Genomic DNA, 23,868 nt, shown 5'->3' with positions numbered 1-23,868 from the left:
TTGTGTGTTGCTAACGTGAGCCACAAAACCCGTGTCTCAAAGTACATGCTTCAAGCAAGGTTGATGGTACTCAATTGCTTTGTAGCGTCGCAATCCCTGTGTAACCCAATCCCAATTGCTGAGGGATACGCTCCGTTCGCCAATGCTGTTTTGCCCACGTCATGATTTCTGTTAAAGGGCTTTGTTTGAGATTTTCTTGTGGGGCTTGTCCAAGAAAAGTAAGCGCATGCCACCAGTTAAGACTCGCTTGGTTGCTATCAATGGCGGGAGCTTTATTTTGTTTGCTGAGTTTTTGGCCCAGGGGGTTCGTGACAACCGGTAGGTGCCCAAAAAGGGGAGCGTTGGCAGATAGATGTTGGTATACCCACCATTGACGTGCGGTGGTAGGAAGTAAATCGCTGCCTCGCAATACGTGTGTAATGTTTTGAGCGATATCATCCACCACGACGGCAAGTTGATAAGCATACAAGCCGTCTTTGCGATGAATGATGAAATCCCCATCGTGCTTTAAGGGTTGAGATTGCTCTCCTTGAATGGTGTCGTTGAAGAGTAGGAACGCGTCTGCTTGTTGGACACTTAAGCGAATGGCCGCAGGTTCATTGTCTTGTGGGGGGTGTATTGCACAATGACCATCGTAGACATTGCCCAGCGATTTCAATCTTGGCCGTGTACACGTGCAAGGGTAGGTCGCACCCTGATGCTCAAGGATACTAAGCGCCTTGTTATAGATTTCATAGCGCTCAGATTGATAAAGAACGGCTTCGTCTGATACTAGGCCATGGGCTTCGAGTGTTGAAATAATGGCTTCTGCTGCACCGGGTTGTTCTCTGGGGGGGTCGAGATCTTCTATTCTCACCAACCAACGACCGTGGTGATGGCGAGCTTCAAGATAACTGGCGATAGCCGAAACGAGAGAGCCAAAATGCAATGGCCCGGTTGGAGAAGGGGCAAAACGACCGCGATAAGTGTTGGGTATGTTTGGGGTATCCAATGGCTGAGAGACCAACAATTAAGCGCGGCAAATTCATTGGGTTATTGACCTTGCCGCGAATAAAATGGGGAGTGTAAGTAAACTTAGCCTCCCACTTGTTTTTCTTTTATTTCGTCCAGTGTTTTGCAATCAATGCACTGTGTGGCGGTAGGGCGCGCCTCCAGCCGACGAATACCGATTTCAACACCACAGGTTTCGCAGTAGCCGTAATCCTCAGCATCAATCAACTCTAGCGTGCTGTCGATTTTTTTGATCAATTTGCGCTCACGGTCACGAGTTCGTAATTCTAGACTGAATTCTTCCTCTTGGCTGGCGCGATCTGCTGGATCTGGAAAATTTGCAGCCTCATCTTTCAGATGAGACATGGTGCGATCAACTTCTTCCATCAGCTCAGATTTCCACGCTAGCAATAACTTGCGGAAATGCTCTTGCTGCTCAGCATTCATGTACTCTTCGCCTTTTTTCTCTTTATAAGGCTCAAAGCCGTGCAGAGAGAAACTTTGGGCACTCGATGAATTTGGCATGATTATTCGCCTCACTTTTTTCCCAAATAGAACCGAGACATTGGGCCAAAGCCCTTAATTTCAAGGCCCGCTTTTTTTAAGAGCTGGGAAGCTACCAGAATCCCAACAGGCACGCTAGCGATTTTTTACAGTATGATGACGTTATAATTTATTGGCGGAAATGAATATTGCTGCAAAAACGAGCCTGTTTTTTACCTGATTGGAGGATGCTTAATAGCAATCGCGATAAAATGAAGTTTAATCCACCTTTACAGCATGGTCAGCTTTTACGCCGCTATAAGCGCTTTTTAGCGGATGTTGCCCTGCCCGATGGCACAGAAATAACCATTCATTGCCCAAACACCGGGTCAATGAAAAATTGCTTGGAAGTGGGGCAATCTTGTTGGTTTTCTCACTCCAATAATCCTAAAAGAAAATATGCCCACACCTGGGAGATTGCCACGACACCCAGCGGGCATTTGGCGGGAATCAATACCGGCCGGGCGAACGAATTGATCGGCAGCGCTATTCAAAATGGCACCATCAAAGAGTTAAGCGGCTACCAAGAGTGTCGAGCAGAGGTACGCTACGGACAGGAAAAAAGCCGCATTGATTGGTTATTAAGTCATCATGTGTCTGATACTAGAGACTGTTACGTTGAAGTGAAAAATGTCACGCTAATGGAGAATGAGGGGCAAGGTTTTTTTCCAGATTCTGTGAGTCAACGAGGCACAAAGCATCTACGTGAATTAATGTCCATGGTGGAGTCTGGGCATCGAGCGGTATTAATGTTTTGTGTTCAACATACTGGTATCGAACAGGTAGCACCGGCGGATCATATTGATCAGCAATATGGTGAAACCCTCAGGGAAGCGGTGAAAGCAGGGGTAGAAGTACTGGCTTACAGCGCGAACATCAGTGCAAAAGAGATCTTTATTGAACGTGACTTACCGGTGCGTTTGGCAGCATCTTGAGATGGCGTCAGTCGGGAAGGTGCACGATAAGCTCGTCATTGACGATTTCATGGGCAATGGCGTCTAAACTGGCTCCATTACAGGGGCCGGCAACACATAAACCACTTTCGACAAGAAACAGTGCATTGTGGGTACTGCATACAATAAGTTCACAGTCTGGGTCTAGAAATTGGTTTTCCACCCAGTTGAGTTCCACGCCGAGGTGGGGACAGCTGTTGCGATAAACGTACAGCTCACCTTGCTTTTGGATGACGAACAGAGAGTACTCCTTTGTCGAGAACCCTCTGCTTTCATTATCGTTGAGTTTGATTGAGCCGAGATTGATGGAGACCATTGGGGTTTTGTCCTCTCCTGCCTGCGTTGGAAGGTTTCTATGGGTGGTTTGTCATTGTATATGGGTGCTGCAAGGGCGGCGCATTTACGGCGCCGCTAACGTTAGCTCTTTTTCAATTCCTTCTCCGTTGCGAATCACCTGGAGCACGATGTCATCGCCGGGTTGATGTGATTCTAATACGCTTAACAGATCATCGTAATTGCGAATGGGATTGTTATCGACACCGATAATAATATCGCCAAGCACCACTGTGCCCCAGCGATTTCGCTGAATTCCTTGCAGTCCTGCTTTGTCTGCAGGTCCTCTTGGGGAGACACGAAGTATGGGTACGCCTTTTACATTACTTTGGCGAGCCCAATGGCTGGGAGCGAGCTCCACTCCGAGAATCGGTCTGACGAGTCGGCCATGCTCAATCAATTCAGGAACAATTTTTTTCACGGTGTTGACTGGGATAGCAAAGCCGATGCCCGCACTAGCGCCGCTGGGGCTGTAAATCGCGGCGTTTACGCCGATTAATTCACCGTCCGAATTGAGTAACGGGCCACCGGAATTTCCAGGGTTAATGGCGGCGTCGGTTTGAATGACATTTCGAATCGTACGTTGGTTGGGGGCTTGAATCTCTCGCCCTAAGGCGCTGACGACACCGACGGTAAGAGTGGTATCTAAGCCAAAAGGATTGCCAATGGCGAGCACTTTTCTTCCCACTTGTAAGTCAGCGGAATCCCCAATATCAATGGGGGTGAGCAGTCTTCTGGGTGCGTCAATCTTGAGGACGGCAATGTCTTTCTCTGGAGCGAGGCCGATGACTTGGGCATCCCAGTGGCTTTGGTCGGCTAAGGTAATGGTTAATCGACGGGCGCCATCGACTACGTGAAAATTGGTGACGATATAGCCTTTTTTATTCCACACAAAGCCCGTTCCTGCCCCTTGAGGTTGAGTACTCAAGCCAAAAGAGTAGGGGTCCCTTACCAAGGTGTTGTTGGTGACAAACACTACGGCAGGACTGACGGATTTAAAGACGTCAATGTTATTTTGTTCATCTTCTGTAATTGCTTGGGCAAAGGGCGTGAATACAAATAATGCCAGAAGCATCCACAATGACGGGTAACCCCTGTTATTAAATTGAACAGGTGAGTGCTGAAAAAAGTATCTGTCCATAAAACCTCATTGAGCAGTTTGTTGATAGGGTAAAGAGGTATCGCCTATGCCAATCTCTATTCAAGCTTTGTTGCAGTGGAGTATTGGCAAACTTACTGGTTAATAGATAAGTGTGACTGAAAAAAATTCAATGTTCAGAATTTCAAAGACACTGTTAGAGAAAATATTCAGCCATGGCAGAAAGGGCATTGCTGGGTATAAAGTGAATTGTTGAGCGGGGGTAATGTATGGATACGAAAAGTTACGTTGGGGGAAAAATTGGAGGTAAAAAGGCCACCCCCGGGTAGAGGTGGCAACAACCGTGATTAGCCTGATAAGGAGAAGAGTCCGTAGCAATTGGGCGCTTCTCGTACCGGTTGATGACAACCGATATGAGAATGATAACAAATCTCATTATCATGTAAAGAGAAAGTTGAATATTTTTTGTATTAATTTTTAGATGAGTACCAAAGTAAGCCAAGACGAAGAAAGAGTTGAGGGATAGCGCCCTTTTTTCATCATAGGGAGCGCTATTCAGGTGATAGTGGCTGGGTATGAAAACTGTAAGTAAGAAAACACTAAGGATGAAAACAATGGGGATGAAAATAATAAAAGTTGGAAGACCTCAGAATCATAGGCTTCAACTCATCAAGTCGGAATGAGACAACCTTAGGGTGATAACCAACTGTAGGGTGATATCGTTAAGATCAACAACACAGGAGGGAATTCCTAGAGAATTCCCTATCTGAGTCATACGAATGCGCTACGAGATGGTATGTGTCGCTCTTAAAAAGTGAAGCCTCTAAGGTTTCTACACTTTACGCGTCGGCACGATCTTTTCTCGTTTCTTCGACCAATTGGGTTTTTACGTCCGGTGTTAAGTCATTCCAATGAACATCATCAAGCGCACCCTGAAGTGCATACAGCATGACTTTAGAAACACTAATCCCGCGATTTTTGATGCGCATGTATGTCTCTACTGGCCCGAGCGTCTTAAGGTCATCAACATTATGCACTCCCACCGCGTGTAGGATGTTAACAGACGCAGCACCAATATTTTTTAAATGAATCAAATCACTTTGTGTTGGGTTCATGTGAACCGGCCTCGTTACCATTTATTATTTTCAATGAATATAGATCGTGATTTTATATCAAAAAACTATAGTACATCGCTCTGCAATACTGCGCAAAGTGATTGCCACGCTACACTGCTGCTTAAAAAGTAGACCAGAAAAACGCTGTGCGCTATGTCAAAAGTAAGGTTATCCATTGGTTTTTATGAATAAAGCGAAAATTAACGTGACTCCCGACATGCTGTTTGGTGCGACGGAGGTGCATTTGTCACCTATTTCTTTTTGTCAGGAAAATGTGTTGCTCAACTCGTCTTTAGAGCAGCCATTACAGGCACTCTTTAAAGCTGGAAAAGAGCAAGGTTTTGAGATTCGTGTGGCTAGCGGTTTTCGTAGTGCCAAGCGTCAATTGCACATTTGGAACAAGAAAGCACGGGGGGAGAGGCCGGTTTTGGATCAAAATGAAGTACCGATGTCGTGCCCGGAGTTACCCGAATGGTCTTGGGTTGAAGCGATTCTACGTTGGAGTGCGCTCCCAGGGACGTCACGTCACCATTGGGGTACAGACGTGGATATTTATGCGCCGAACGTATTACCCAAAGGGTATACCTTGCAGTTAACTTACGAAGAAACTCAACCTAGTGGTGTTATGGGGGAGTTTTACCTCTGGCTGGATGAGTGGTTATCCGCACAGGCAGAAGACGGTTTTTTTCGCCCCTTTATGAATGTGAATAACAATAAAGACAACTTTGGCGTTGCTTGTGAACCTTGGCATTTAAGTTACAAGCCGGTTGCTCGTGTATTTGAGCGTGCGTGGGACGAACAGGCACGGAGCAATCATAAGTTTAAGGGGTGGCTTTTGGAGCAGGATATTGAGCTGAAAAGCGTCATTATTGAAAATTTAGACCAAATCTTCGCGCGTTTTGTTCACTTGCCTTTGGCGAGTAAAAAGAGTGAATGAACAAAAAATGAGTAAATGATGCCGCTTGAGAGGAAGTCAGATGGTGAGGTTATGTGTTGCAAAGATGAGGCGTAGAAAAGTGACACCGTAGAAAAGTGACATGTTGGACAAGATATAAGTTGGACAAGATATAAAGAGAAAAGGTTGATTTGTTCTTTCGTTGCCATCAACTACTCCATGCATTGAATCTCACATCGTATTTTAAAAACAAAGGCACAAGCTTTTGAGGTGGGGTTTGGACTAACAAGAAAGTGAATTAATTATGTCGCTGACATCCACAGATATCCCTGAAAAAGCCTCCGAAGCGTTAGAAGACCTTTCTGCTATTTGGTTGACAATACGTGAAGAGGCGTTGGCCGCTGTGGATAACGAACCTTATTTGGCGAGCTTTTATCATGGTGCTGTGCTTCATCATGAGGGCTTTAAAGAGGCCATTAGCTTTTATTTATCATCCTTGCTGGGCAGTTCAGATGCGCCAGCCGCTCTTTTGAGGGATGTGATTCTTGAGGCGATGAATCAGAACGCAGGTATCGAGCGCCAGATGCTGCGCGATATTAAAGCGTGGTATGACAGAGATGCGGCGTGTGATCAATTTATTATGCCCTTTTTGAATTTTAAAGGGTTTCATGCCCTTCAGGGGTACCGCATTGCTCATCAGCTTTGGCGAGAAGGTCGTAAACCATTAGCGTTTTTGTTGCATTCGCGCATTTCAGAAATTTTCAATGTGGATATTCACCCGGCGGCTACTATCGGGGCGGGTATTATGATTGATCATGCTACTGGGGTCGTGATTGGTGAAACCGCAGTGGTAGAAGATGAGGTGTCTTTCCTTCATGCTACCACCTTGGGTGGCTCTGGGGCGGCACATACTAAGCGTCATCCGACGGTTCGCAGAGGGGTATTGGTGAGCGCGGGTGTGAAAGTATTAGGTAATATTGACATTGGTATGTGCGCCAAGCTTGCGGCAGGCAGTGTTGTGTTGGAAAGTGTACCGGCATACGCCACTGTTGCAGGGGTGCCGGCCAAGGTGGTGCGCACGGCTAAGGTGAGTCACACCGGCGCAGACCCCGCCAAGACTATGGATCAGTGCCTTTAACCGAGCAGAAGGATTAACTTCCTTGTGGTTATCGGGCGTTAATGCTGATGAAATACGAAAGTGTGGTGACGACGAGTGTGGTGACGATGTTAGTTTACAAGCATGTCATCACCACTCAAGCAGTTCGCATTTGAATGACATTAATGGCCTTTTAGTGGCGGAGAATGCAATGCGCTGAAAATGCGGTGACGTTTTGCTAAGGCGCATTGTAATCCACCCCGGTCGGCGATAAGTGTCTTTGTATTTTCGTTTTCCAGTGCTTCGATTTTTTTTTGTAGTTGTTGAATTTCTTCCTCTAAAGTTTTGATGAGAATTTTTCTGTCGAGAGTTCCTAAAGACCGTGCGAGTTTTCCGTCGCTTTTCATAGTGAGCAACTTCCTGTTGCGGTGAATGAATATTTATCATTTGTTAGGCAGAATTGGAGAGTGTAACAGCACGCCAATTCCGGTGCGTATTATTCCGAATTCCGGTATAACAAAACTAGACGCCCCTGGTGCCAGCTGTTGTGCGTTATTGCCTACACTGAGTAAGAGAATGAAAGCGCCATTGTCGATTTTTCTTACATAATTTACTCGATGGGGTGGCAAGTAACTCATCTGAGCCTGCAGGCACACGGCAGTATCAATAAACTTGCTCGATTCCATTACGTTCGGGATACAACATGTCGGATCTTACTTACGACCTAGTCTTTCGTGGTGATATTGTCATTGGTCAGCCACTGGCGGAGGTAAAACAAAAGTTGGGTATGCTGTTCAAAATAGATGCCCAAAAAGTAGAACAGTTGTTTGCGGGTGGCTCTGTCACGCTTAAAAAAGGGTTGAACCAGGCAACGGCGGAAAAATACAAAGCCGCAATTCAGAAAGCAGGTGCCATCGTTGCGGTGGTGGAGTCGTCCAAAAATGCCCCTCGTTCTTCACCAAAGCCGGTTGGAAATCGTGAACGAGCCGCTCGCGCTCGGGAAGCGGCAACCGCGTGGACCTTAGCGCCGGTGGGGGCAGATTTGGTGGAGAGCCAGCACCGCTCAGGGGAGGCTCAGGAAGTCGCTGTGGATATCTCTCACTTATCGGTTTCGGCTCAGCAGGGGAATTTGATTCAAGAGGGTGAGATTGAGCGACCTGAAGCCGTAGTGGTGGACATCAGCCGTCTCGATGTAGCGCCTGTGGGCGAGGATCTTGAAACCTTGTCTGAAGAGATACCGGATGTTCAAGTGGATATTAGTGATATGGACTTGGCGCCTGTTGGCAGTGATATGGGCGAGAAAGTGGACAAGCCAGCCCCGTTGAACCCAGACATTAGCGGTATTTCATTGGCGAGCCCGAATGGATAGCGATGGTAAGTAATGAGGGCTTGTACAGTACAAGCCCCGTTGCCACCTAAGTTTGTCTTCATCACGGCCCTGTATTTTTCACGACAGCGCCTCTGATTAAGAATGATGAGTGGCAGGCACGATTAGCTGTTTTCGTAACGCTCAACTGAATCGCTGATTTCTTTCTTCGCGGCTTCGACGCCTTCCCAGCCGTCCACTTTTACCCACTTTCCTTTTTCTAAATCTTTGTAGTGTTCAAAGAAGTGGGTGATTTGATTCAACAGCAATTCTGGCAAATCAGTCACGGTTTGTACGTCTTTGTACAGCGGGGTGACTTTATCCACAGGTACGGCAATCACTTTAGCGTCTTCACCGGATTCGTCGGTCATTTTCAAGACCCCAACTGGGCGACAGCGAATCACTGAACCGGTCAGCAGTGGTAATGGCATGACAACTAAGACATCCGCTGGATCTCCGTCACCACATAAGGTGTTGGGAACATATCCGTAATTGCATGGGTAATGCATGGCAGTGCCGAGCATACGATCGACAAAGATGGCGTCGCTGTCTTTATCGATTTCGTATTTGATGGGGTCGCCATTCATAGGGATTTCGATGACGACGTTAACTTCATCAGGTACGTTTTTACCGGCAGGTACTTTCTCAAAGCTCATAGCAGTATCCATTTAGGTTGTGTTGTATGTAAGTAGTGGGGGGCTTGATTGCCTTAATTACCCATTCACCAGAAATGGGTTGTTCTTATAAATAATCAAGGGGTGTTGGTGCAATATCGCTGACTTTACACGATGATGTGCCCGCTACAGAGGTATTCGATGACTTTTTGAAAGGTTCCTGTGAAACACGGGTGAATCGTTAGAAATTGCCAAGCGACTTTTTAAATGTTCGCTAAGCTTAGACTGAGGTTAAGAAAATCGCCTCTTGTTAGTGCATTTCCACCGTATTTAGGATGCATTGAGGAGTGGGCGCTTGAGTTGAGAGGGTGATGGTAGACAGATTCCGTCGGGTAAATGGTGTGATATGGATCTACAAAATATGCAGCAAGTCGCCGTAGAGGCAGAGCGGTTGTTAAAGTTGCTTGCGCATCGCAGTCGGTTATTGGTGTTGTGTAATTTGGCGAAAGAAGAGCAAACCGCAGGTGAGCTGGAAGCAATAGCGGGGTTGAGTCAGTCTGCGTTGTCTCAACATTTGGCAAAACTTAGAGAAGAAAATATTGTCACGACTCGTCGAGAGGCACAGCGTATTTATTACAGCTTATCAGATGACACCACTCGAGAATTAATTGTGTCTTTATACCGCGTATTTTGTAAAAAAGAAGAGGCGATTGGGCTAACTGGCTCATCATCGCCTGTATTAAATTCTGCCTCCACTTCTTCACCTAATTGTTCTTCATCTCTTCCCGAAGATGCTACAGGTGATGTATCAGATGTGTTTCCTTCTAAGGCGGTTGCTGGGCGCACTGAGCAGTAACAGATAAGGCAAAAGTGTATACAAAAAAGCACTCTTAAAAAAAGAGTTAACTGCTCAGCGATTCCATTATCTGGAATGCATGTTTAGAGATGCATGTTCAGCGTTACTAGATTATCTTTTTTTATTAAGTGTTTAATTTTGCCGCTGTATTGTCACGAGCACTGGCGTGATATTCCATCAGTGTGTTGATTTCCTCTTTAGAGCCAAGTGCGACCGATACGCGTTGGTGAATGTGTTTCGGCTCTATATCAAGTATATCTCCGTAACAGGTAGTAGAGAGCCCACCGGCCTGCTCAACTAAGAAACTCATTGGGTTTCCCTCGTACATTAAGCGCAATTTACCCGGCTTATTGGGGTCTCGGTTATCCCAGGGGTACATGAATATTCCCCCTCTGGTGAGTACACGATGGACGTCAGCGACCATTGAGGCGATCCAGCGCATATTGAAGTTTTTCTCACGTGATCCGTCGGCCCCTTTTAATAAATCCCCCACATAGTGTTGAGTTTCCGGTTCCCAGAATCGTTGGTTAGACATGTTAATGGCAAATTCTTGGGTTGAAGTGGGAATCTGCATGTGCTCCTGACACAGCAAAAAGTCGCCGGTATCAGACAACGTGAATTGGTGGACGCCATCACCGGTGGTCAGGCATAGCGTGGCTGAGGGGCCGTAGAGTACGTAACCCGCTGCGACTTGTTGTCGACCGCGTTGTAAATAAGCGTCGGGATGACTGCAATCTTGATTTGATTGCACTTCGAGAATGGAAAAAATAGTGCCGACGGAAACATTCACATCAATATTGGAAGAGCCATCTAAAGGGTCAAACACGACTAAATAGCGGCCTTTATGATTGCCAGCAACGGGTAAGTCTTCCTCTTCGGATGCAATACCTGCCACCATCTCCAAGTCTAATAAGTTACGCTTTAAAACTTCATTGGCGATGATGTCTAACTTTTTTTGTGTCTCGCCTTGCACGTTGGTGATATCAGTTGAACCCAACACTCCTGCTAAGGCTCCTTCACGTAATTGCACGGCAATTTCTTTGCAAGACAACATAATTCGCTCTAAAAGTAGCACTAAATCTTTTTCTTCGTCGTGAGAGATTAAAAATTGCCCGAGTGTTTTCATGCCGAGTCCTCGTTGGGGTAGTCATGGTGGTGAGAATTCATGATGGTGATAATTATTTTTATTGTGTCATTCATAAATGACAACGTCTTTTACAAATCCTCGTATGCTTTGTAAAGGTTCGTATGCGCTTATGTTAAGCTCGATTAACGGTTTTTTATGACATACGATAATTGTTGTGGATGAGAATGAGATGAGATGCCTATGCACATTCATGTTTTAGGAATTTGTGGCACGTTTATGGGAAGCTTAGCGCAATTGGCGAAAGCGCAAGGGCACCGTGTGACAGGCAGTGACGCGAATGTTTACCCACCAATGAGTACGCAGCTTGAAGCTGCCGGTATTGATATTTATGAAGGATATGATGCCGAGCAATTTTCGGATGAGCCTGATTTAGTGATTATTGGTAATGCCATGAGCCGTGGCAATACCGCTGTTGAAGCGGTTCTGGCTAAAGGTATTGCCTATACCTCTGGGCCGCAATGGTTATGCGATCATGTGCTGCAAGGGAAATGGGTATTAGCGATTGCCGGTACCCATGGAAAAACCACCACAAGCAGTATGTTGACTTGGATTCTCACTCACGCAGGCATGAAGCCTGGATATTTAATTGGAGGCGTGCCTAAGAATTTACCTGCATCGGCGAGTTTAGGCGATAGTGTTTTTTTTGTAGTGGAAGCCGATGAGTACGACAGCGCGTTTTTTGATAAGCGTTCTAAATTTGTTCACTATCGTCCACGTACTGTCGTCATTAATAATCTTGAATTTGATCACGCTGATATTTTTCCTGATCTTGAAGCCATTCAAACTCAATTCCATCATCTTTTGCGTACCGTTCCTGAAAATGGTTATGTGATTTATCCACAAGAACCGGCTATTCATTCGGTTATTGAGCGAGGCTGTTGGAGTGAGCAGGTGGTGTTGGGTGAAGAATGGTCGGCGGCTTATTGTTCAGAAACAAATTCTTCCTCGAATGATGGATCGCAATTTGAGGTCTTTTTTCAAGGACAATCTCAGGGGGTGGTGCGTTGGTCGATGACCGGTGATCACAATAGGCAAAACGCTTTGGCGGCGATTGCGGCGGCCAGAACGGTTGGTGTGCGACCTGAAGATGCGTGTCAGGCATTGTGTGAATTTGAAGGGGTTAAGCGTCGTATGGAGAAGCGAGCTTGCATAAATGGTGTCACGGTTTACGACGACTTTGCCCATCACCCTACCGCGATTGAAATGACATTAGCAGGCCTACGTGCTCACGTTGGCACCGAAAAAATCTTAGTTGTCATTGAGCCTCGTTCGAACACGATGCGTATGGGGGTGCATAAGGCGGTGTTACCCAAAGTGTGTATGCAGGCAGACATGGCTTTTTGGTATCAACCACCCGGTGTGGATTGGGATATGCACTCAGTTGTTCATCACAGTGCTGTTCCAGCTAAATTGTATTCTGATTTGAATACGCTACAAGAAGACATTGTGCGATTGGCAACGCCGGATACTCATATCGTCATCATGAGTAATGGTGGCTTTGGTGGATTGCATGAGCAACTTATCGAGCGATTGCGTATTCAGATGGGGCAATGATGGGCGTTGGAGAGGCAGCAATGGAATAAAACCCGTTTTTTTAAGGGGTACAAATTAAAACAGGGTGCTGACTAAGACCGGTACAGACTAATAAGACGAGTACAGACTAAGAAACAGCACAAGCTAAATGGTTTAAACATTTTTAAATGAGAGTAATGTAAGCGTTTATGGCGACAGCAAAAGCGATCACCTTGGCATGGTCAGGGGCATCGGGAGCGCAATATGGATTGCGCTTATTGCAGTGTTTATTGGCTGCTCAGTGTTCGGTGTCTTTATTGATTTCTCGTGCCGCAGAAGTGGTGATTGAAACGGAAACACCTTATCGGTTGCCCAATGAAGCTGAAGGATTAGAAGCACGCCGAGAGTATCTGCGTGAAGCCCTCAATACGGAAGATGGGGAGCTGGTGCTTTATGGTCGTGATGATTGGTTTTCACCGGTGGCATCTGGTTCAAGCGCTCCCCGATCCATGGTGGTGTGCCCGGCCAGTGGTGGTACTTTGTCATCGCTGGCCAGTGGTGCCAGTAATAACTTGATTGAGCGAGCGGGGGATGTGGCGTTAAAAGAGCGCCGGCAATTAATTTTAGTTCCTCGTGAGGCGCCGTATTCTCAAGTGCACCTGGAAAATATGCTTAAGTTGACGCAAATGGGAGCCGTTATTATTCCGGCGAGCCCAGGCTTTTATCACCAGCCTAAGTCCATTGAGGATTTGGTGGATTTTATTGTCGCAAGGGTGCTAGATCAGCTTGGTGTTGATCAAAGGCTAATGCCTCGCTGGGGTGAAGAAGACCGTTAATAAAAATTAATTACCAACGAATAAGTACAATAAATAACTTAAAAAACCCATACACCCAATAAAGATTGCGGCAGTTATCCAGTTGAACCAAGGGCTTTCCTTAGGTGGTTCGGGTTCAATTCGGTTTCCTGGTGAAGTGGGCTTGCGTGGGCCGCGCATGATGTTTTGGTCGGTTACAGGAGTAAGCGGCGGATGTCGACGGATTTGTGTTTGCTCTCCGTCTTTAATGGGGCCGTCTACCGTAAAGGTGTAAATGTCAAAACGTAAGCGATCGCCGTCTTTAACCGTAGAGCGAGTAATGCGTTTTTCATTGACAAAGGTGCCGTTGGCCGAGCCTAAATCGGTGACCATCATGCCGTCTTTATTTAAGACAATTTCAGCATGACGACGAGATAAATGCGTACCAGGTAAAACGATATCGGCTTCCTTACTGCGGCCAATCACCTGTTTTCCTTCTTTTATATAAAAACGTTTGCCTTGTAGCCAGCTGCTGTCGGCCACCAGTGACCAATTATTTTCACGCCCTTCTTGTAGCTCAAATAAAAAGCTGCCGATATGCAATAAATCACCCACCATTAGAGTTTTGCGAGTGATGACGGGCAACTCGTTAACTTTGCAATTGCCTTCTATATTTTTAACACTGCAGTGGCCTTGTTCATCGATTTCAAACGCTACATGAGTTGCTTTAATACTGTCGTGTTGAATAACAATTTCGTTGCCATCGTTTGAGCCCAATCGATTGACAGTTGCACCCAGCCAAAATGATTGGCTCGGTCTATCCTTCATTTGTAGTTTCAATAGTGACATAGGTGAATGTGACAGGCCCTTATGGATAACAGATTGATAAAAAGTTGGAGGAGTTTACACAACTGGCGTTGCAAGCCAAAGTCGGTGAAAGAAATTGCCATGAGTGGCGTTATACAAATGTGTTGGCAAATTGTATGGTAATCGACATCGACCTTCCTGGTTATCAACTGCAAACAGCGATTTTCGAAGATGACAATACGTCTATATGGCGTGCCAATGACTTGGCTCAGTCGCGTTCCCGTCGCATTGTTATTACTCGCGCCTTACCTTGGTCTACTAATCAGTCACCGGATAGAAATCGCCTTGCTGACCATCCCGTTAATATTCACCAGCCTCCTACCCACCACAATATAGCAGTCAACATTGAACAGGGTCGTTTGGACTCTGGCCACGTGTATTGGGTGAATGACTACCGTCCAGCGAAAACATTACAGACATTATTATTCGATAAACCGAGTAATACACAAGCACTTTATCTGGCGATTCAATTATGTAAAGCCTTAATGGTTACTCACCATGCAGGTTTGGCGCATGGCTTTTTATTGCCAAAGATGATCATGGTCAATGATGACGGTCAGTTGGAATTAATGGGCTTGAGTAACCGTGACGCTTTGTTTATTACAGAGAAAGAGGCTTACTTTCTTGCGCCTGAGTGCCGCGCCCTCCAAGAAAAAAGCGTAGAAGGCGATGTGTTTTCTGTGGCGGCATTGGTGTATCGATTTTTAACCGGACACACTCCTATGGTCTCAATGGAGAACGCCGAGGTGGCCTTATCCGACAGGTTATCCCGAATTCCTCCGTTATTGAACCGAGTGATTTCTGCATCGTTGAGTCCTCATCAGAATGATCGTCCAAGGTCGGCTTCTGTGTTATTGCAAACATTTTGGGTAGTGGCTCGTGGTACTTTTTTACCTCAAACCCCTTGGGCGAGTACGGCCAAGATGCTTATGTTTCTAAAAATGCCCATTTTGGATGTCATCCATACAGGGGAAATGTCGTCAATGGCGATTGCTGATCCACAGGCGAAGGGAGAGTATTTAAGGATAAAAATTGATCAGGTGAATTCTGATTTTGCGTTGTTGGGGGTGAAGCCATTAGTGGTTATTAAACGGTGGATCACAAAAGAGCGCGACTCAGAGTTCGTGTTTAAGCAGCAAAAAAAGCTAATGGGAATGGCTCATAGCGCGATTCTTCCGCCGGTATTGGTCAAGCAGCGATCAGACAGTATTTGGACATGCTTTGCTTACTGCTCCGGAGGAAACCTTACTCATTATTGGGGGCAGTTATGGACCTTAGATGAGACGGTATTGTTAATGAGACAGCTTTGTGCTGGTTTGTTATATGCCCATCGTAGTGGGGTTGTCCATGGCAATGTGTGTGCGACCAATGTGGTATTTAGCACAGGTGCAAGAGACGTGGAAACCGGTGGTCTTGCCCAGTCTCTCTCAGCAAAGTTAACTGACTTTGGTTTTGAACGACCCTTTCCTCCAGCGGAATATGGGCTTGGCGAAGAGAAAATGACCAAAGCTCGGGATGTCTTTGGTCTGGGCGTTCTGCTTTACCGATTGTTGGTAGGAGAATTTCCTCGCTGGCGTGATCAATCTTTACAGATGGGGCGCCGGTTTAACTCGCTACCCAAGAATGTTCGTCACCTGATTCAGCAAATGTTGTACAGCGACCCGAAGCAACGGCCAACCATGACAGAGGTGGGGGTTAAATTACAGGCCCTTTCCTCTGAACCCGTTAAACAGGAGAAGTGTCTGCAATCGCCCAGACAAAAAGAACGTCAAAAAATATTACTTTTACTGTTGTTAATTTTATTGGCGCAAATGCTTATTAATACTGGTGTGATCACGGCCCTTTCATAAGTGGGGGAAATAGATGTATCACCTTTTTTGTTGTTATTTTGGTTCATTTGTCACAACTTTTGTTGCTTTGGTGCTGAATTCCTCCTTGACTTGGTGGTCTGATAAGTGTTTAAGCCTCGGTATTGTGCTACTCTCTCGTGCCATTTTATGCATAACTGTTCAATTTTGGTGCTTTGGCCAGTGACTTCTTGAGATTTTCAAAATGAACTCAGGCTCATTTTGAGGTCGAAATGGCATCGTGCTTACATCGTACGGCATCGCTTTTAGTTCTGGAGCAGTCCATGGCGGGTAAAACCATCGTAAAAATTCATTATTGTACCCAGTGTAATTGGCTCCTAAGGTCTGCTTGGTTGGCCCAAGAGCTCTTAACCACTTTCGCTGATGACGTGCAAGAAGTTGCACTTTGCCCAAGTGCAGGCGGGCATTTTGAAATTCTTGTGGACGAGATCTGTGTGTGGGAGCGTAAAAAGGATGGTGGTTTTCCGGATGCGAAAGTGTTGAAGCAGCGAGTGAGGGATCATATCGAGCCAGAACGGGACTTAGGGCATATTGATCGAGAAAAGAAAGACATACCTCCGAATGGGCAATGCCCTATCTAGTCATATTTACGGCTAGTCATATTTACGGCTAGCCATATTTACAGAGTTGCTTAGGTAAGGTGGGTTATAGCTTAAATGGCAGTAAACCTGTCAATATGCCGCCCAGTCAACTGAAAGGTCAGTCAGAGAGTAAATTTAGGAAAAAATAGGAAGAAAGAAAGTTATGGTAGAGGCTTTTTTACGCGCTTATCGTGCGTTAGTTATTCATCGACCAGCAATGGCGTTGGGTTTGGTAGTACTAATCACGGTAGGTATGGCAATTGGATTGCCAAATTTCAAATTGGATGCTTCGGCAGATGCGCTCACCCTCGAAGCCGATCGTGATTTGGATTTTGCACGAAAGATCAGTCAGCGATATCAATCTGGAGATTTGTTGGTCGTTACATACTCCCCTAAGGGTGATCTCTTTTCTGAGCCTGCGCTCAAGAAATTGGCGAGTTTGCGTGACGCATTGAAAACGATAGAGGGCGTTTCTAATGCTGCCAGTATTCTAGACGTACCACTGCTCTACAGCCCACAGCAGAGTTTAGGTCAGATTCGGCAGGGAATTCGCACAATAGAGAACAGTGATGTTGATCTTCTTGCGGCGAAAAAAGAGTTTTTCGAGAGCCCAATTTATCAAGATTTATTGCTAGGCCCAGACGGCAAGACCACGGCCATTGCCCTGTCTCTTGCGGTGGATAACCACGCTATTGAGCTTGTTAGAGCTCGTGATGCGTTACGATATAAGCGTCAGCAAGAAGGGGCGCTCTCAGAGGATGAGTCACAACAGCTTGAGCGTATCAGTGCTGAGTACCTTGAATATCGTACTAAAGCTGATGCCCGTGCCCATGAACGTGTCAATAAGGTTCGCGAAGTCATCTCCGCTTACAAAGGGGAAGCAGAAATTTTCGTTGGCGGTGTGACAATGATTACGGCCGACATGATCAGTTATATTCGCAGTGACCTCGCGATTTTTGGCACGGCTATCGTTCTCTTTATCATTGCGCTGTTGGCTGTCATTTTCCGCCAAGTCCGATTTGTCGTATTGCCGCTGTCTATTTCGGTGTTATCCGTCACCATTATGCTTGGGTTGTTGAGTTGGTTGGACTGGCGATTGACCGTCATTTCCACAAACTTTGTCGCCTTACTTTTGATTGTGACCCTTGCCATTACGATTCACTTGGTGGTGCGCTATCGCGAATACCATGCTGAAAACCCGGATTGGTCTAAAGAAGAATTGGTGATGGCCACGGCGAGTTTCATGTTTAAGCCGTGTTTGTACACCTCTTTGACGACGATCGTTGCTTTCATGTCTTTGGTGGTTAGTGGTATTCGACCGGTCATTGATTTTGGCTGGATGATGACGATTGGATTGTGTGTCAGTTTTGCTCTCGTTTTTGTCGTACTGCCTGCCGGGTTAATGTTGCTACCGAAAGGGGATTCTAAAGATAAAGGTGATCGATCTGGTGCGTTCACCCTGATTTTCTCGCGCTTTACCGAGCGTTTTGGTGGCCTTGTATTGGTTTTGAGCTTGGTGGCGGCGGTCGTGAGTGCGCTGGGTATATCCAAGTTACAAGTGGACAATCGTTTCATTGATTACTTTCGATCGGAGACAGAAATCCACCAAGGAATGAAAGTGATTGACCAAAACTTGGGGGGCACGATTCCGCTCGATATTATTTTGGATGCCGAAAAAACCACTTCTCAGCTTGCGGCCAACGATGCCTTTGTGAGTGATGAAGAAGATCCATTTGCAGAAGCGGACCCTTTCGATAGCCCTGACCCTTTTGAGGCGCCAGAGCCCCTCGCAGAAGAAGATCCATTCGCAGAAGACGACCCTTTCTCGGAGCATTATGAAGAGGGTAAGCCTAGAGATACCTATTGGTTTACCTCTGCAGGCTTAAGCCAGTTGGAGTCATTGCACGATTATTTGCGTAGTTTACCGGAAGTGGGGCGGGTGGATTCTTTGGCCACTGCATACAAAGTGGCGCGGGATATTAACGGCGGTTCGATCAACGATTTCGAACTTGCGGTAATGCGCCAAAGCTTACCAGAAGATATTAATCGCTTTTTGATTAACCCCTATTGGAGCCCAGAGTTTAATCAAGCTCGTGTGGTATTGCGTGTTCGTGAGACATCGGATGAATTAAAGCGGTTAGAGTTGATTCAAAAAATCCGTGCTCATATGACCAATGAATTGAAGTTCAGTGATGAGCAGGTCCACTTTACGGGTGGGTTGTTGTTGTATAACAACATGCTTGAGAGTTTGTTTCGGTCTCAAATCCTGACGTTGGGCGCCGTATTTATTGCCATCATGATTATGTTCATGTTGCTCTTCCGTTCCGTATTGTTGGCTATTATCGGTATTATTCCGAACATCTTAGCGGCCTGTGTCGTGCTCGGGGTGATGGGGCTTATAGGCATTTCACTGGATATGATGACCATTACCATCGCTGCCATTACAGTCGGTATTGGTGTGGACGATACCATTCACTATATTCATCGATTCCGTCGTGAGTACGCTCAAAGTGGTGACTACTTGGCCGCCATGCATAAATCTCATGACTCCATCGGGCGAGCGATGTATTACACCTCTGTGATTATCACACTGGGTTTCTCCGTTTTGGCGTTATCGAAGTTTATCCCGTCTATTTATTTTGGTTTGTTAACTGGACTTGCCATGTTGGCTGCTATTTTAGGGGCATTAACTTTACTGCCGCGCTTAATCATTTTGCTGAAGCCTTTCCCACAACCTACTTTAGAAAACAGTAGCGGTCAGGCTGACGTGCAACAAAACAAGGTATTGGATAGCGTTACTCGATAACGAACATTGATGAGTGTGACTCTAAAAAGCGCCAGTTGGCGCTTTTTTTATGCCTGACTTTAACAATCGATGAGTTTTAATGAACTGAGGTGAGAGGTTTGATCGTGATCAGAGAGAAGCATCGAAAATTTTGAGACAGTCAGAAGTTCGGTTAATAATTTCTTATATTGAATAATCGTCGGCTTGTGAGCTTGGGGTGTTATGGACTTTATCTGGATAGGTGTGGCGTTTGTCTGTGGTTTTTTTGTTCGCCAATGGGGGTTTCCTCCGTTGGTAGGATATCTCTGTGCAGGCTTTGGATTGAATGCCGTTGGAGTGCAGCCTTTTGTGGGTCTGCAGTCTTTGGCCGATTTAGGCATCACCTTAATGCTGTTTACGATTGGCCTGAAGTTGAATTTAAAAGACTTAGCAAGGCCAGAGGTATGGGGTTCAAGCCTCTCTCATACATGCTTGTGGTGTGTATTGATTGTGGGCGCTGGGTTGATTTTTTTATTGTCACAGTTTTCAGATTTATCTTGGCAATCTATTGCGCTCTTTGCGTTTGCGCTCAGTTTTTCCAGTACCGTGTGTGTGATGAAAATATTGGAAGACAACGCTGAGTTAAAAACTCGGCATGGCGATTTAGCCATTGGCATCTTAGTGATTCAAGATATTGTTGCTGTCATTTTTTTAGTCCTGGCCGCTGGAAAAACACCAAGTTTGTGGAGTTTGCTGCTTCCTTTAGTTTGGTTCGCACGTCCTGCTATTTCACAGCTTTTGAATCGATCAGGCCATGGCGAGTTACTGGTGTTAGTTGGTTTTTTTCTTGCGCTGGGTGGGGCAGAACTATTTGAATTGGTGAAACTCAAGGGGGATTTGGGCGCGCTTGTTTGTGGTATGTTCGTTGCGGGGCTGCCTAAAGCCAATGAGATTTACAAAGCATTAATGAGCTTTAAAGATTTATTTTTGATTGGTTTTTTTCTGTCTATAGGGTTTACGGCACTGCCGTCATTGGAGTTACTGGGCTATGCCTTGCTGCTGGTGGTCTTGCTGCCGATAAAATTTATCCTATTTTTTGCGGTGTTCAGTGCATTTCAATTGCGTGCTCGAACGGCATTTTTAACCAGCCTAGCTTTGAGTAACTTCAGCGAGTTTGGGTTAATTGTGGCTTCTATCAGTGTGGCAAAAGAATGGCTACCTCAGGAAGACTTGGTCATTATTGCTATCGCTGTGGCACTTTCCTTTGTGATTAGTACGCTCCTTTACAACAATGCTCATGCCTTTTATGCGCGCTATAAGCATTGGGTATGTCGCTTTGAGCGTACCAAAGCCAAACAGAGAAGCGCTTACGAGCAGCCCGGCGATGCGGCTGTTTTAATTGTTGGAATGGGGCGCGTTGGCAGTGGTGCATATCGTGCGTTAGAGCACCAGCTTGATCGGAGTGTCTGGGGGGTTGAGGCTGATCAAGAGCGGGTAATTCGGCAGCGAAAAGCGGGCTATCAAGTGGTTTTGGGTGATGCCGATGATATCGACTTTTGGGAGCACTTAGACCTGAGTAACGTGACATTGATCATGCTGGCGATTCCATCTGTGAATGAAATGAAAAACATTCTCTATCAATTACAGCAAGCGCATTTTGGTGGGAAAATCGCCGCTGTAGCCCGATATGAAGATGAGCGTAAGGAGTTGGTGGAATTGGGTGCAGATGTTGCCTTTAACTATTATGCGGAAGTGGGGGCTGGATTTGCGGAAGAGTGTTTTCACTTATTGGAGCAAGAGCGTTCCGTTCATGCAGTTCCCTAGTGTTATGGCTTAGTTCTAAGCCCTCGTACTAAGCCCTCGTACTAAGCCCTCGTACTAAGCCCTTGTACTTAGGGCACTTCAATTTTAAATTCTGCCCCTCCAAGGTGCTCGGATTTGTTAATGGTTAAGCCTCCGTTGTAGCTGCTGAGAATGTCTACAGCAACGGCCAAGCCAATGCCTTGGCCTGTTGTGGCAGTATCAGCGCGAGCACCGCGAGTGAGGACGGTTTTGCGTCGGTCGAGGGGAACGCCGGGGCCGTTGTCTTCCACTAAAATTGTTAATAGCTCATCTCGAGACGCACTGACATTCACCTTGCCATCGCCATATTTGCAAGCGTTTTCCATGATGTTGCCGAGCAACTCCATCAAATCCCCCTCGTCGCCGTTAAATTCAAGGGTGTCATCAATGTTGAGGTGAATGGCAACGGATTTGTGTTGGTAGACTTTGGTGAGGGCATTGGCAATACGCTCTGTCACTTTCAACAATGGTATCCCTTTACCTGGAAGCCCGCCGGCATGTTGCGCGACAGCTCGTTGCAATTGATGGCGAATGATTTCGTCCATGCGCTGTAATTGGTCGTCCATGATTTGGAAATCGGTATTATCGGAATCGATACGATGTTCTTGCTGGCTTTCGAGGTTGCCTCGCATTACCGCCAAAGGGGTTTTTAAGCTGTGGGCGAGATCGGCTAAGGTGTTTCGGTATCGATCCCGTTGAGCGCGTTCGACTTCGAGTACACGGTTGAGATTTTTGGTAACGGGTTGGATTTCGTCCGGGTAATCATCGTTGAGCTTCAACGATTTTCCTTGCTCCATGCTTTTTAAGTCTGTTGCGAGCTTGCCTAAAGGGTTTAACCCCCAGCGTTGGATCAGCCATTGTAAGACGATCAGAATAATGGTGAGGGTACTAAGCCAGCGCCAAAGTTGACCACGGTAGCTCTTTCTTTCGGCTAAAAGAGCAGATTGGTCATTGATGACTTGAAATCGATAGGTGCGTTCTTCACCGGTTTCTGAGTCCCAACTTACGTCAAAACTGAGGCTATGGGCGGGCTTTCCTGCCACGTCGACTTCGGTGAAAATTTCGCGCCCCGCAACCAATCGAATATCCAATGGCGCCGGGAGTTCTTCAGAAACCGCAGAATTGGATTGCCATTGTACCCTGTGGTTTCGGTCGCTAATTTGAGCATAAAGGCCGGAGGAAGGCTGGTTGAAGCGGGGCTCTTGGAGTTCGTCTGGTAACCACAAGTCGCTGCCGAACACTTCGGCAGCGCCCAGTAGTAAATAGATATGAGTGCGGAGTCGCTCTTCAGCAGCGCTTTCTTGGCTTTCAACAAAGGCTCTGTCTAAAGCCGTGCCACTGACGGCCACAAAAACTGGCAACAAACAAACGGATGCTAAGAGAAGTCGGCCATTCAGGCTATTGGGTATGCCCAAGCGCCACTCAGTTATAAAGTACTGAGAGCCGACGTTTTGTCGCCACTGTTTTAACCTTGTGCGCACAGCTTTAACCTCGTGTTAAGACGTCCTTGCTTACTGAGGGTCTAAATTGAAACGATATCCCTGTCCACGGATGGTGCTTATGGGTTTTAAATCCCCTTCGGGATCAATCTTTTTGCGCAGTCGGCCCACAAACACCTCAATGGTATTACTGTCGCGATCAAAATCTTGATCGTAGAGGTGTTCAGTCAATTCGGTTTTGGATACCACCTTACCTGCGTGCTGAGCTAAATACTCGAATGTATTGTACTCGTAGCTGGTGAGCTCCAATAACTGGTTGTTGCGGCGTACGGTTTTTGCGGCGGTGTCCAGAAGGAGTGGGCCAAAGTTAATCTGTGGGCTGGCATGACCCGCAGCCCGACGAATAAGAGCGTTTACTCGTGCACGAAGTTCTTCATTATGAAAGGGTTTAACCAAATAGTCGTCGGCACCAGCCTCTAAACCTTCGACTTTGTCTTGCCAGTTACCGCGCGCCGTAAGAATCAGCACCGGGAATTTTTTGCCTTCTTGACGTAACTGTTTGATTAAGTCAATGCCGTTGATGTGGGGAAGGCCGATATCAATCACGGCGAGGTCGTAGGGGTATTCTTGACCGAGGTATAATCCTTCTCGGCCATCAGGGGCCGCATCAATGACATAACCTATGGTGCTGAGGTAACTCACCAGTTGTTCTCTGAGTTGTTGTTCATCTTCGACAACGAGTATACGCACAGGGTGTATTCCTTTTTGAAGTGGTGCTTTTTTAAAACCTTAAATCCCAGACGTGGGGTGCTTGAATATTATTGTACTTCACCCTTGGCGTTGACAAACACATAGGTGACTTTTCCTGAGGGGAGAAGAACTTTGACGCGCTGGCCCCCGCCTGAAGGCGAGATTTTTAATACTTTCCCTCCAGTATGTTTGCGTGCGATTTGTGCCGCTTTGGAGGCGCTAATGCTACTTTGGCGGGGGGTAGCCGAGACGGCCATCATATGACCACTATTGACAGAATGGTGTTGAGCCATAGTGGGCTCCGCAACCAAGGCTCCAACCAGTAGGGCTCCTTTCACTAATGCCCCAGTCACTAACGACATCAGGCGTGATGCGTATGGCACGGGTGCAGTGCTTAAAACGGGTTGCAGGAATTTCATCATACTGTCAATTCATTAATGGATT

General features: G+C 46.3%; 23 protein-coding genes. 11 read left to right on the top strand and 12 right to left on the bottom strand.

The features are described from left to right. Nucleotides 1-70: 70 nt before the first annotated feature. Both gluQRS and dksA read right to left on the bottom strand, forming a co-directional pair. Nucleotides 71-991, bottom strand: coding sequence for a tRNA glutamyl-Q(34) synthetase GluQRS (gene gluQRS / locus LU351_RS08190; protein WP_232593580.1), 921 nt, complete (start codon nucleotides 989-991; stop codon nucleotides 71-73). A gap of 83 nt (nucleotides 992-1,074) precedes the next feature. Then, nucleotides 1,075-1,515, bottom strand: a complete 441-nt coding sequence (gene dksA, locus LU351_RS08185) for an RNA polymerase-binding protein DksA (protein ID WP_232593579.1) — start codon at nucleotides 1,513-1,515, stop codon at nucleotides 1,075-1,077. A 230-nt stretch (nucleotides 1,516-1,745) separates the two neighbouring features. Between dksA and sfsA the strand changes: the two genes are divergently transcribed. Continuing rightward, nucleotides 1,746-2,468 carry a DNA/RNA nuclease SfsA gene (sfsA, locus tag LU351_RS08180; RefSeq protein WP_232593578.1) on the top strand — a complete coding sequence of 241 codons (723 nt, stop codon included), beginning with the start codon at nucleotides 1,746-1,748 and terminating at the stop codon, nucleotides 2,466-2,468. A gap of 7 nt (nucleotides 2,469-2,475) precedes the next feature. Here sfsA and LU351_RS08175 read toward each other — a convergent pair whose 3' ends face one another. From LU351_RS08175 to LU351_RS08165, 3 genes are all read right to left on the bottom strand, one after another. Next, nucleotides 2,476-2,802 carry a Rieske (2Fe-2S) protein gene (locus tag LU351_RS08175; RefSeq protein ID WP_232593577.1) on the bottom strand — a complete coding sequence of 109 codons (327 nt, stop codon included), beginning with the start codon at nucleotides 2,800-2,802 and terminating at the stop codon, nucleotides 2,476-2,478. An 84-nt stretch (nucleotides 2,803-2,886) separates the two neighbouring features. Next, a complete protein-coding gene (locus LU351_RS08170) occupies nucleotides 2,887-3,960 on the bottom strand; it encodes a S1C family serine protease (protein ID WP_332840144.1) in 1,074 nt (357 codons plus the stop codon). A 797-nt stretch (nucleotides 3,961-4,757) separates the two neighbouring features. Continuing rightward, the gene (locus tag LU351_RS08165; protein ID WP_232593576.1) at nucleotides 4,758-5,033 is read right to left on the bottom strand and encodes a TfoX/Sxy family protein; all 276 of its coding nucleotides are present in this window, start codon (nucleotides 5,031-5,033) and stop codon (nucleotides 4,758-4,760) included. A gap of 184 nt (nucleotides 5,034-5,217) precedes the next feature. On the opposite strand from LU351_RS08165, the gene LU351_RS08160 reads away from it, so the two are divergent. Both LU351_RS08160 and epsC read left to right on the top strand, forming a co-directional pair. Continuing rightward, a complete protein-coding gene (locus tag LU351_RS08160; RefSeq protein WP_232593575.1) occupies nucleotides 5,218-5,970 on the top strand; it encodes a M15 family metallopeptidase in 753 nt (250 codons plus the stop codon). A 262-nt stretch (nucleotides 5,971-6,232) separates the two neighbouring features. Further along, nucleotides 6,233-7,066, top strand: coding sequence for a serine O-acetyltransferase EpsC (epsC, locus tag LU351_RS08155; RefSeq protein ID WP_232593574.1), 834 nt, complete (start codon nucleotides 6,233-6,235; stop codon nucleotides 7,064-7,066). A gap of 140 nt (nucleotides 7,067-7,206) precedes the next feature. Here the strand turns inward: epsC and LU351_RS08150 are convergent, their stop codons facing one another. Next, nucleotides 7,207-7,431 (bottom strand): hypothetical protein, encoded by a 225-nt coding sequence (locus tag LU351_RS08150; RefSeq protein WP_232593573.1) that lies wholly within the window; start codon nucleotides 7,429-7,431, stop codon nucleotides 7,207-7,209. A gap of 296 nt (nucleotides 7,432-7,727) precedes the next feature. On the opposite strand from LU351_RS08150, the gene LU351_RS08145 reads away from it, so the two are divergent. Next, on the top strand, nucleotides 7,728-8,393 hold the full coding sequence (locus LU351_RS08145; protein ID WP_232593572.1) for a hypothetical protein: 666 nt from the start codon (nucleotides 7,728-7,730) through the stop codon (nucleotides 8,391-8,393). Between the two features lie 122 nt (nucleotides 8,394-8,515). Here the strand turns inward: LU351_RS08145 and ppa are convergent, their stop codons facing one another. Next, nucleotides 8,516-9,046: an inorganic diphosphatase gene (gene ppa / locus LU351_RS08140; RefSeq protein ID WP_232593571.1), complete on the bottom strand. Its 531-nt coding sequence runs from the start codon at nucleotides 9,044-9,046 to the stop codon at nucleotides 8,516-8,518. Between the two features lie 364 nt (nucleotides 9,047-9,410). On the opposite strand from ppa, the gene LU351_RS08135 reads away from it, so the two are divergent. Further along, a complete protein-coding gene (locus LU351_RS08135; protein WP_232593570.1) occupies nucleotides 9,411-9,860 on the top strand; it encodes an ArsR/SmtB family transcription factor in 450 nt (149 codons plus the stop codon). A 124-nt stretch (nucleotides 9,861-9,984) separates the two neighbouring features. Here LU351_RS08135 and LU351_RS08130 read toward each other — a convergent pair whose 3' ends face one another. Beyond that, on the bottom strand, nucleotides 9,985-10,986 hold the full coding sequence (locus tag LU351_RS08130; RefSeq protein WP_232593569.1) for a class 1 fructose-bisphosphatase: 1,002 nt from the start codon (nucleotides 10,984-10,986) through the stop codon (nucleotides 9,985-9,987). Nucleotides 10,987-11,187: 201 nt separating this feature from the next. On the opposite strand from LU351_RS08130, the gene mpl reads away from it, so the two are divergent. After that, entirely contained in the window at nucleotides 11,188-12,561 is a 1,374-nt protein-coding gene (mpl, locus tag LU351_RS08125) for a UDP-N-acetylmuramate:L-alanyl-gamma-D-glutamyl-meso-diaminopimelate ligase (RefSeq protein ID WP_232593568.1), read from the top strand. A gap of 167 nt (nucleotides 12,562-12,728) precedes the next feature. Next, entirely contained in the window at nucleotides 12,729-13,355 is a 627-nt protein-coding gene (locus LU351_RS08120; protein WP_232593567.1) for a flavin prenyltransferase UbiX, read from the top strand. Nucleotides 13,356-13,361: 6 nt separating this feature from the next. Here the strand turns inward: LU351_RS08120 and LU351_RS08115 are convergent, their stop codons facing one another. Further along, complete coding sequence (locus tag LU351_RS08115) at nucleotides 13,362-14,141, bottom strand: FHA domain-containing protein (protein WP_232593566.1); 780 nt, start codon at nucleotides 14,139-14,141, stop codon at nucleotides 13,362-13,364. A 65-nt stretch (nucleotides 14,142-14,206) separates the two neighbouring features. Here LU351_RS08115 and LU351_RS08110 point away from each other — a divergent pair, with 65 nt between their 5' ends. The 4 genes from LU351_RS08110 to LU351_RS08095 all read left to right on the top strand — a co-directional run bounded on the left by LU351_RS08110 (nucleotide 14,207) and on the right by LU351_RS08095 (nucleotide 21,217). Next, nucleotides 14,207-16,030 carry a protein kinase domain-containing protein gene (locus LU351_RS08110; protein WP_232593565.1) on the top strand — a complete coding sequence of 608 codons (1,824 nt, stop codon included), beginning with the start codon at nucleotides 14,207-14,209 and terminating at the stop codon, nucleotides 16,028-16,030. 230 nt (nucleotides 16,031-16,260) lie between these two features. Beyond that, a complete protein-coding gene (locus LU351_RS08105) occupies nucleotides 16,261-16,629 on the top strand; it encodes an Rdx family protein (protein WP_232593564.1) in 369 nt (122 codons plus the stop codon). Between the two features lie 163 nt (nucleotides 16,630-16,792). Beyond that, nucleotides 16,793-19,435: an efflux RND transporter permease subunit gene (locus LU351_RS08100; protein ID WP_232593563.1), complete on the top strand. Its 2,643-nt coding sequence runs from the start codon at nucleotides 16,793-16,795 to the stop codon at nucleotides 19,433-19,435. A 201-nt stretch (nucleotides 19,436-19,636) separates the two neighbouring features. After that, nucleotides 19,637-21,217, top strand: coding sequence for a cation:proton antiporter family protein (locus tag LU351_RS08095; RefSeq protein ID WP_232593562.1), 1,581 nt, complete (start codon nucleotides 19,637-19,639; stop codon nucleotides 21,215-21,217). Nucleotides 21,218-21,285: 68 nt separating this feature from the next. Here LU351_RS08095 and LU351_RS20890 read toward each other — a convergent pair whose 3' ends face one another. The 3 genes from LU351_RS20890 to LU351_RS08080 form a co-directional block, all read right to left on the bottom strand. Next, nucleotides 21,286-22,716: an ATP-binding protein gene (locus LU351_RS20890; RefSeq protein ID WP_232593561.1), complete on the bottom strand. Its 1,431-nt coding sequence runs from the start codon at nucleotides 22,714-22,716 to the stop codon at nucleotides 21,286-21,288. Between the two features lie 30 nt (nucleotides 22,717-22,746). Further along, nucleotides 22,747-23,424, bottom strand: coding sequence for a response regulator transcription factor (locus LU351_RS08085; RefSeq protein ID WP_232593560.1), 678 nt, complete (start codon nucleotides 23,422-23,424; stop codon nucleotides 22,747-22,749). A gap of 68 nt (nucleotides 23,425-23,492) precedes the next feature. After that, nucleotides 23,493-23,846: a PepSY domain-containing protein gene (locus LU351_RS08080; RefSeq protein ID WP_232593559.1), complete on the bottom strand. Its 354-nt coding sequence runs from the start codon at nucleotides 23,844-23,846 to the stop codon at nucleotides 23,493-23,495. Nucleotides 23,847-23,868 lie beyond the last annotated feature (22 nt).

The organism is Marinibactrum halimedae, assembly GCF_021234875.1.
In the GTDB taxonomy this organism is placed as follows: domain Bacteria; phylum Pseudomonadota; class Gammaproteobacteria; order Pseudomonadales; family Cellvibrionaceae; genus Marinibactrum; species Marinibactrum halimedae.
Note: the sequence above shows the minus strand (reverse complement) of the source record. Positions and strands in the feature narration are given on the sequence as shown.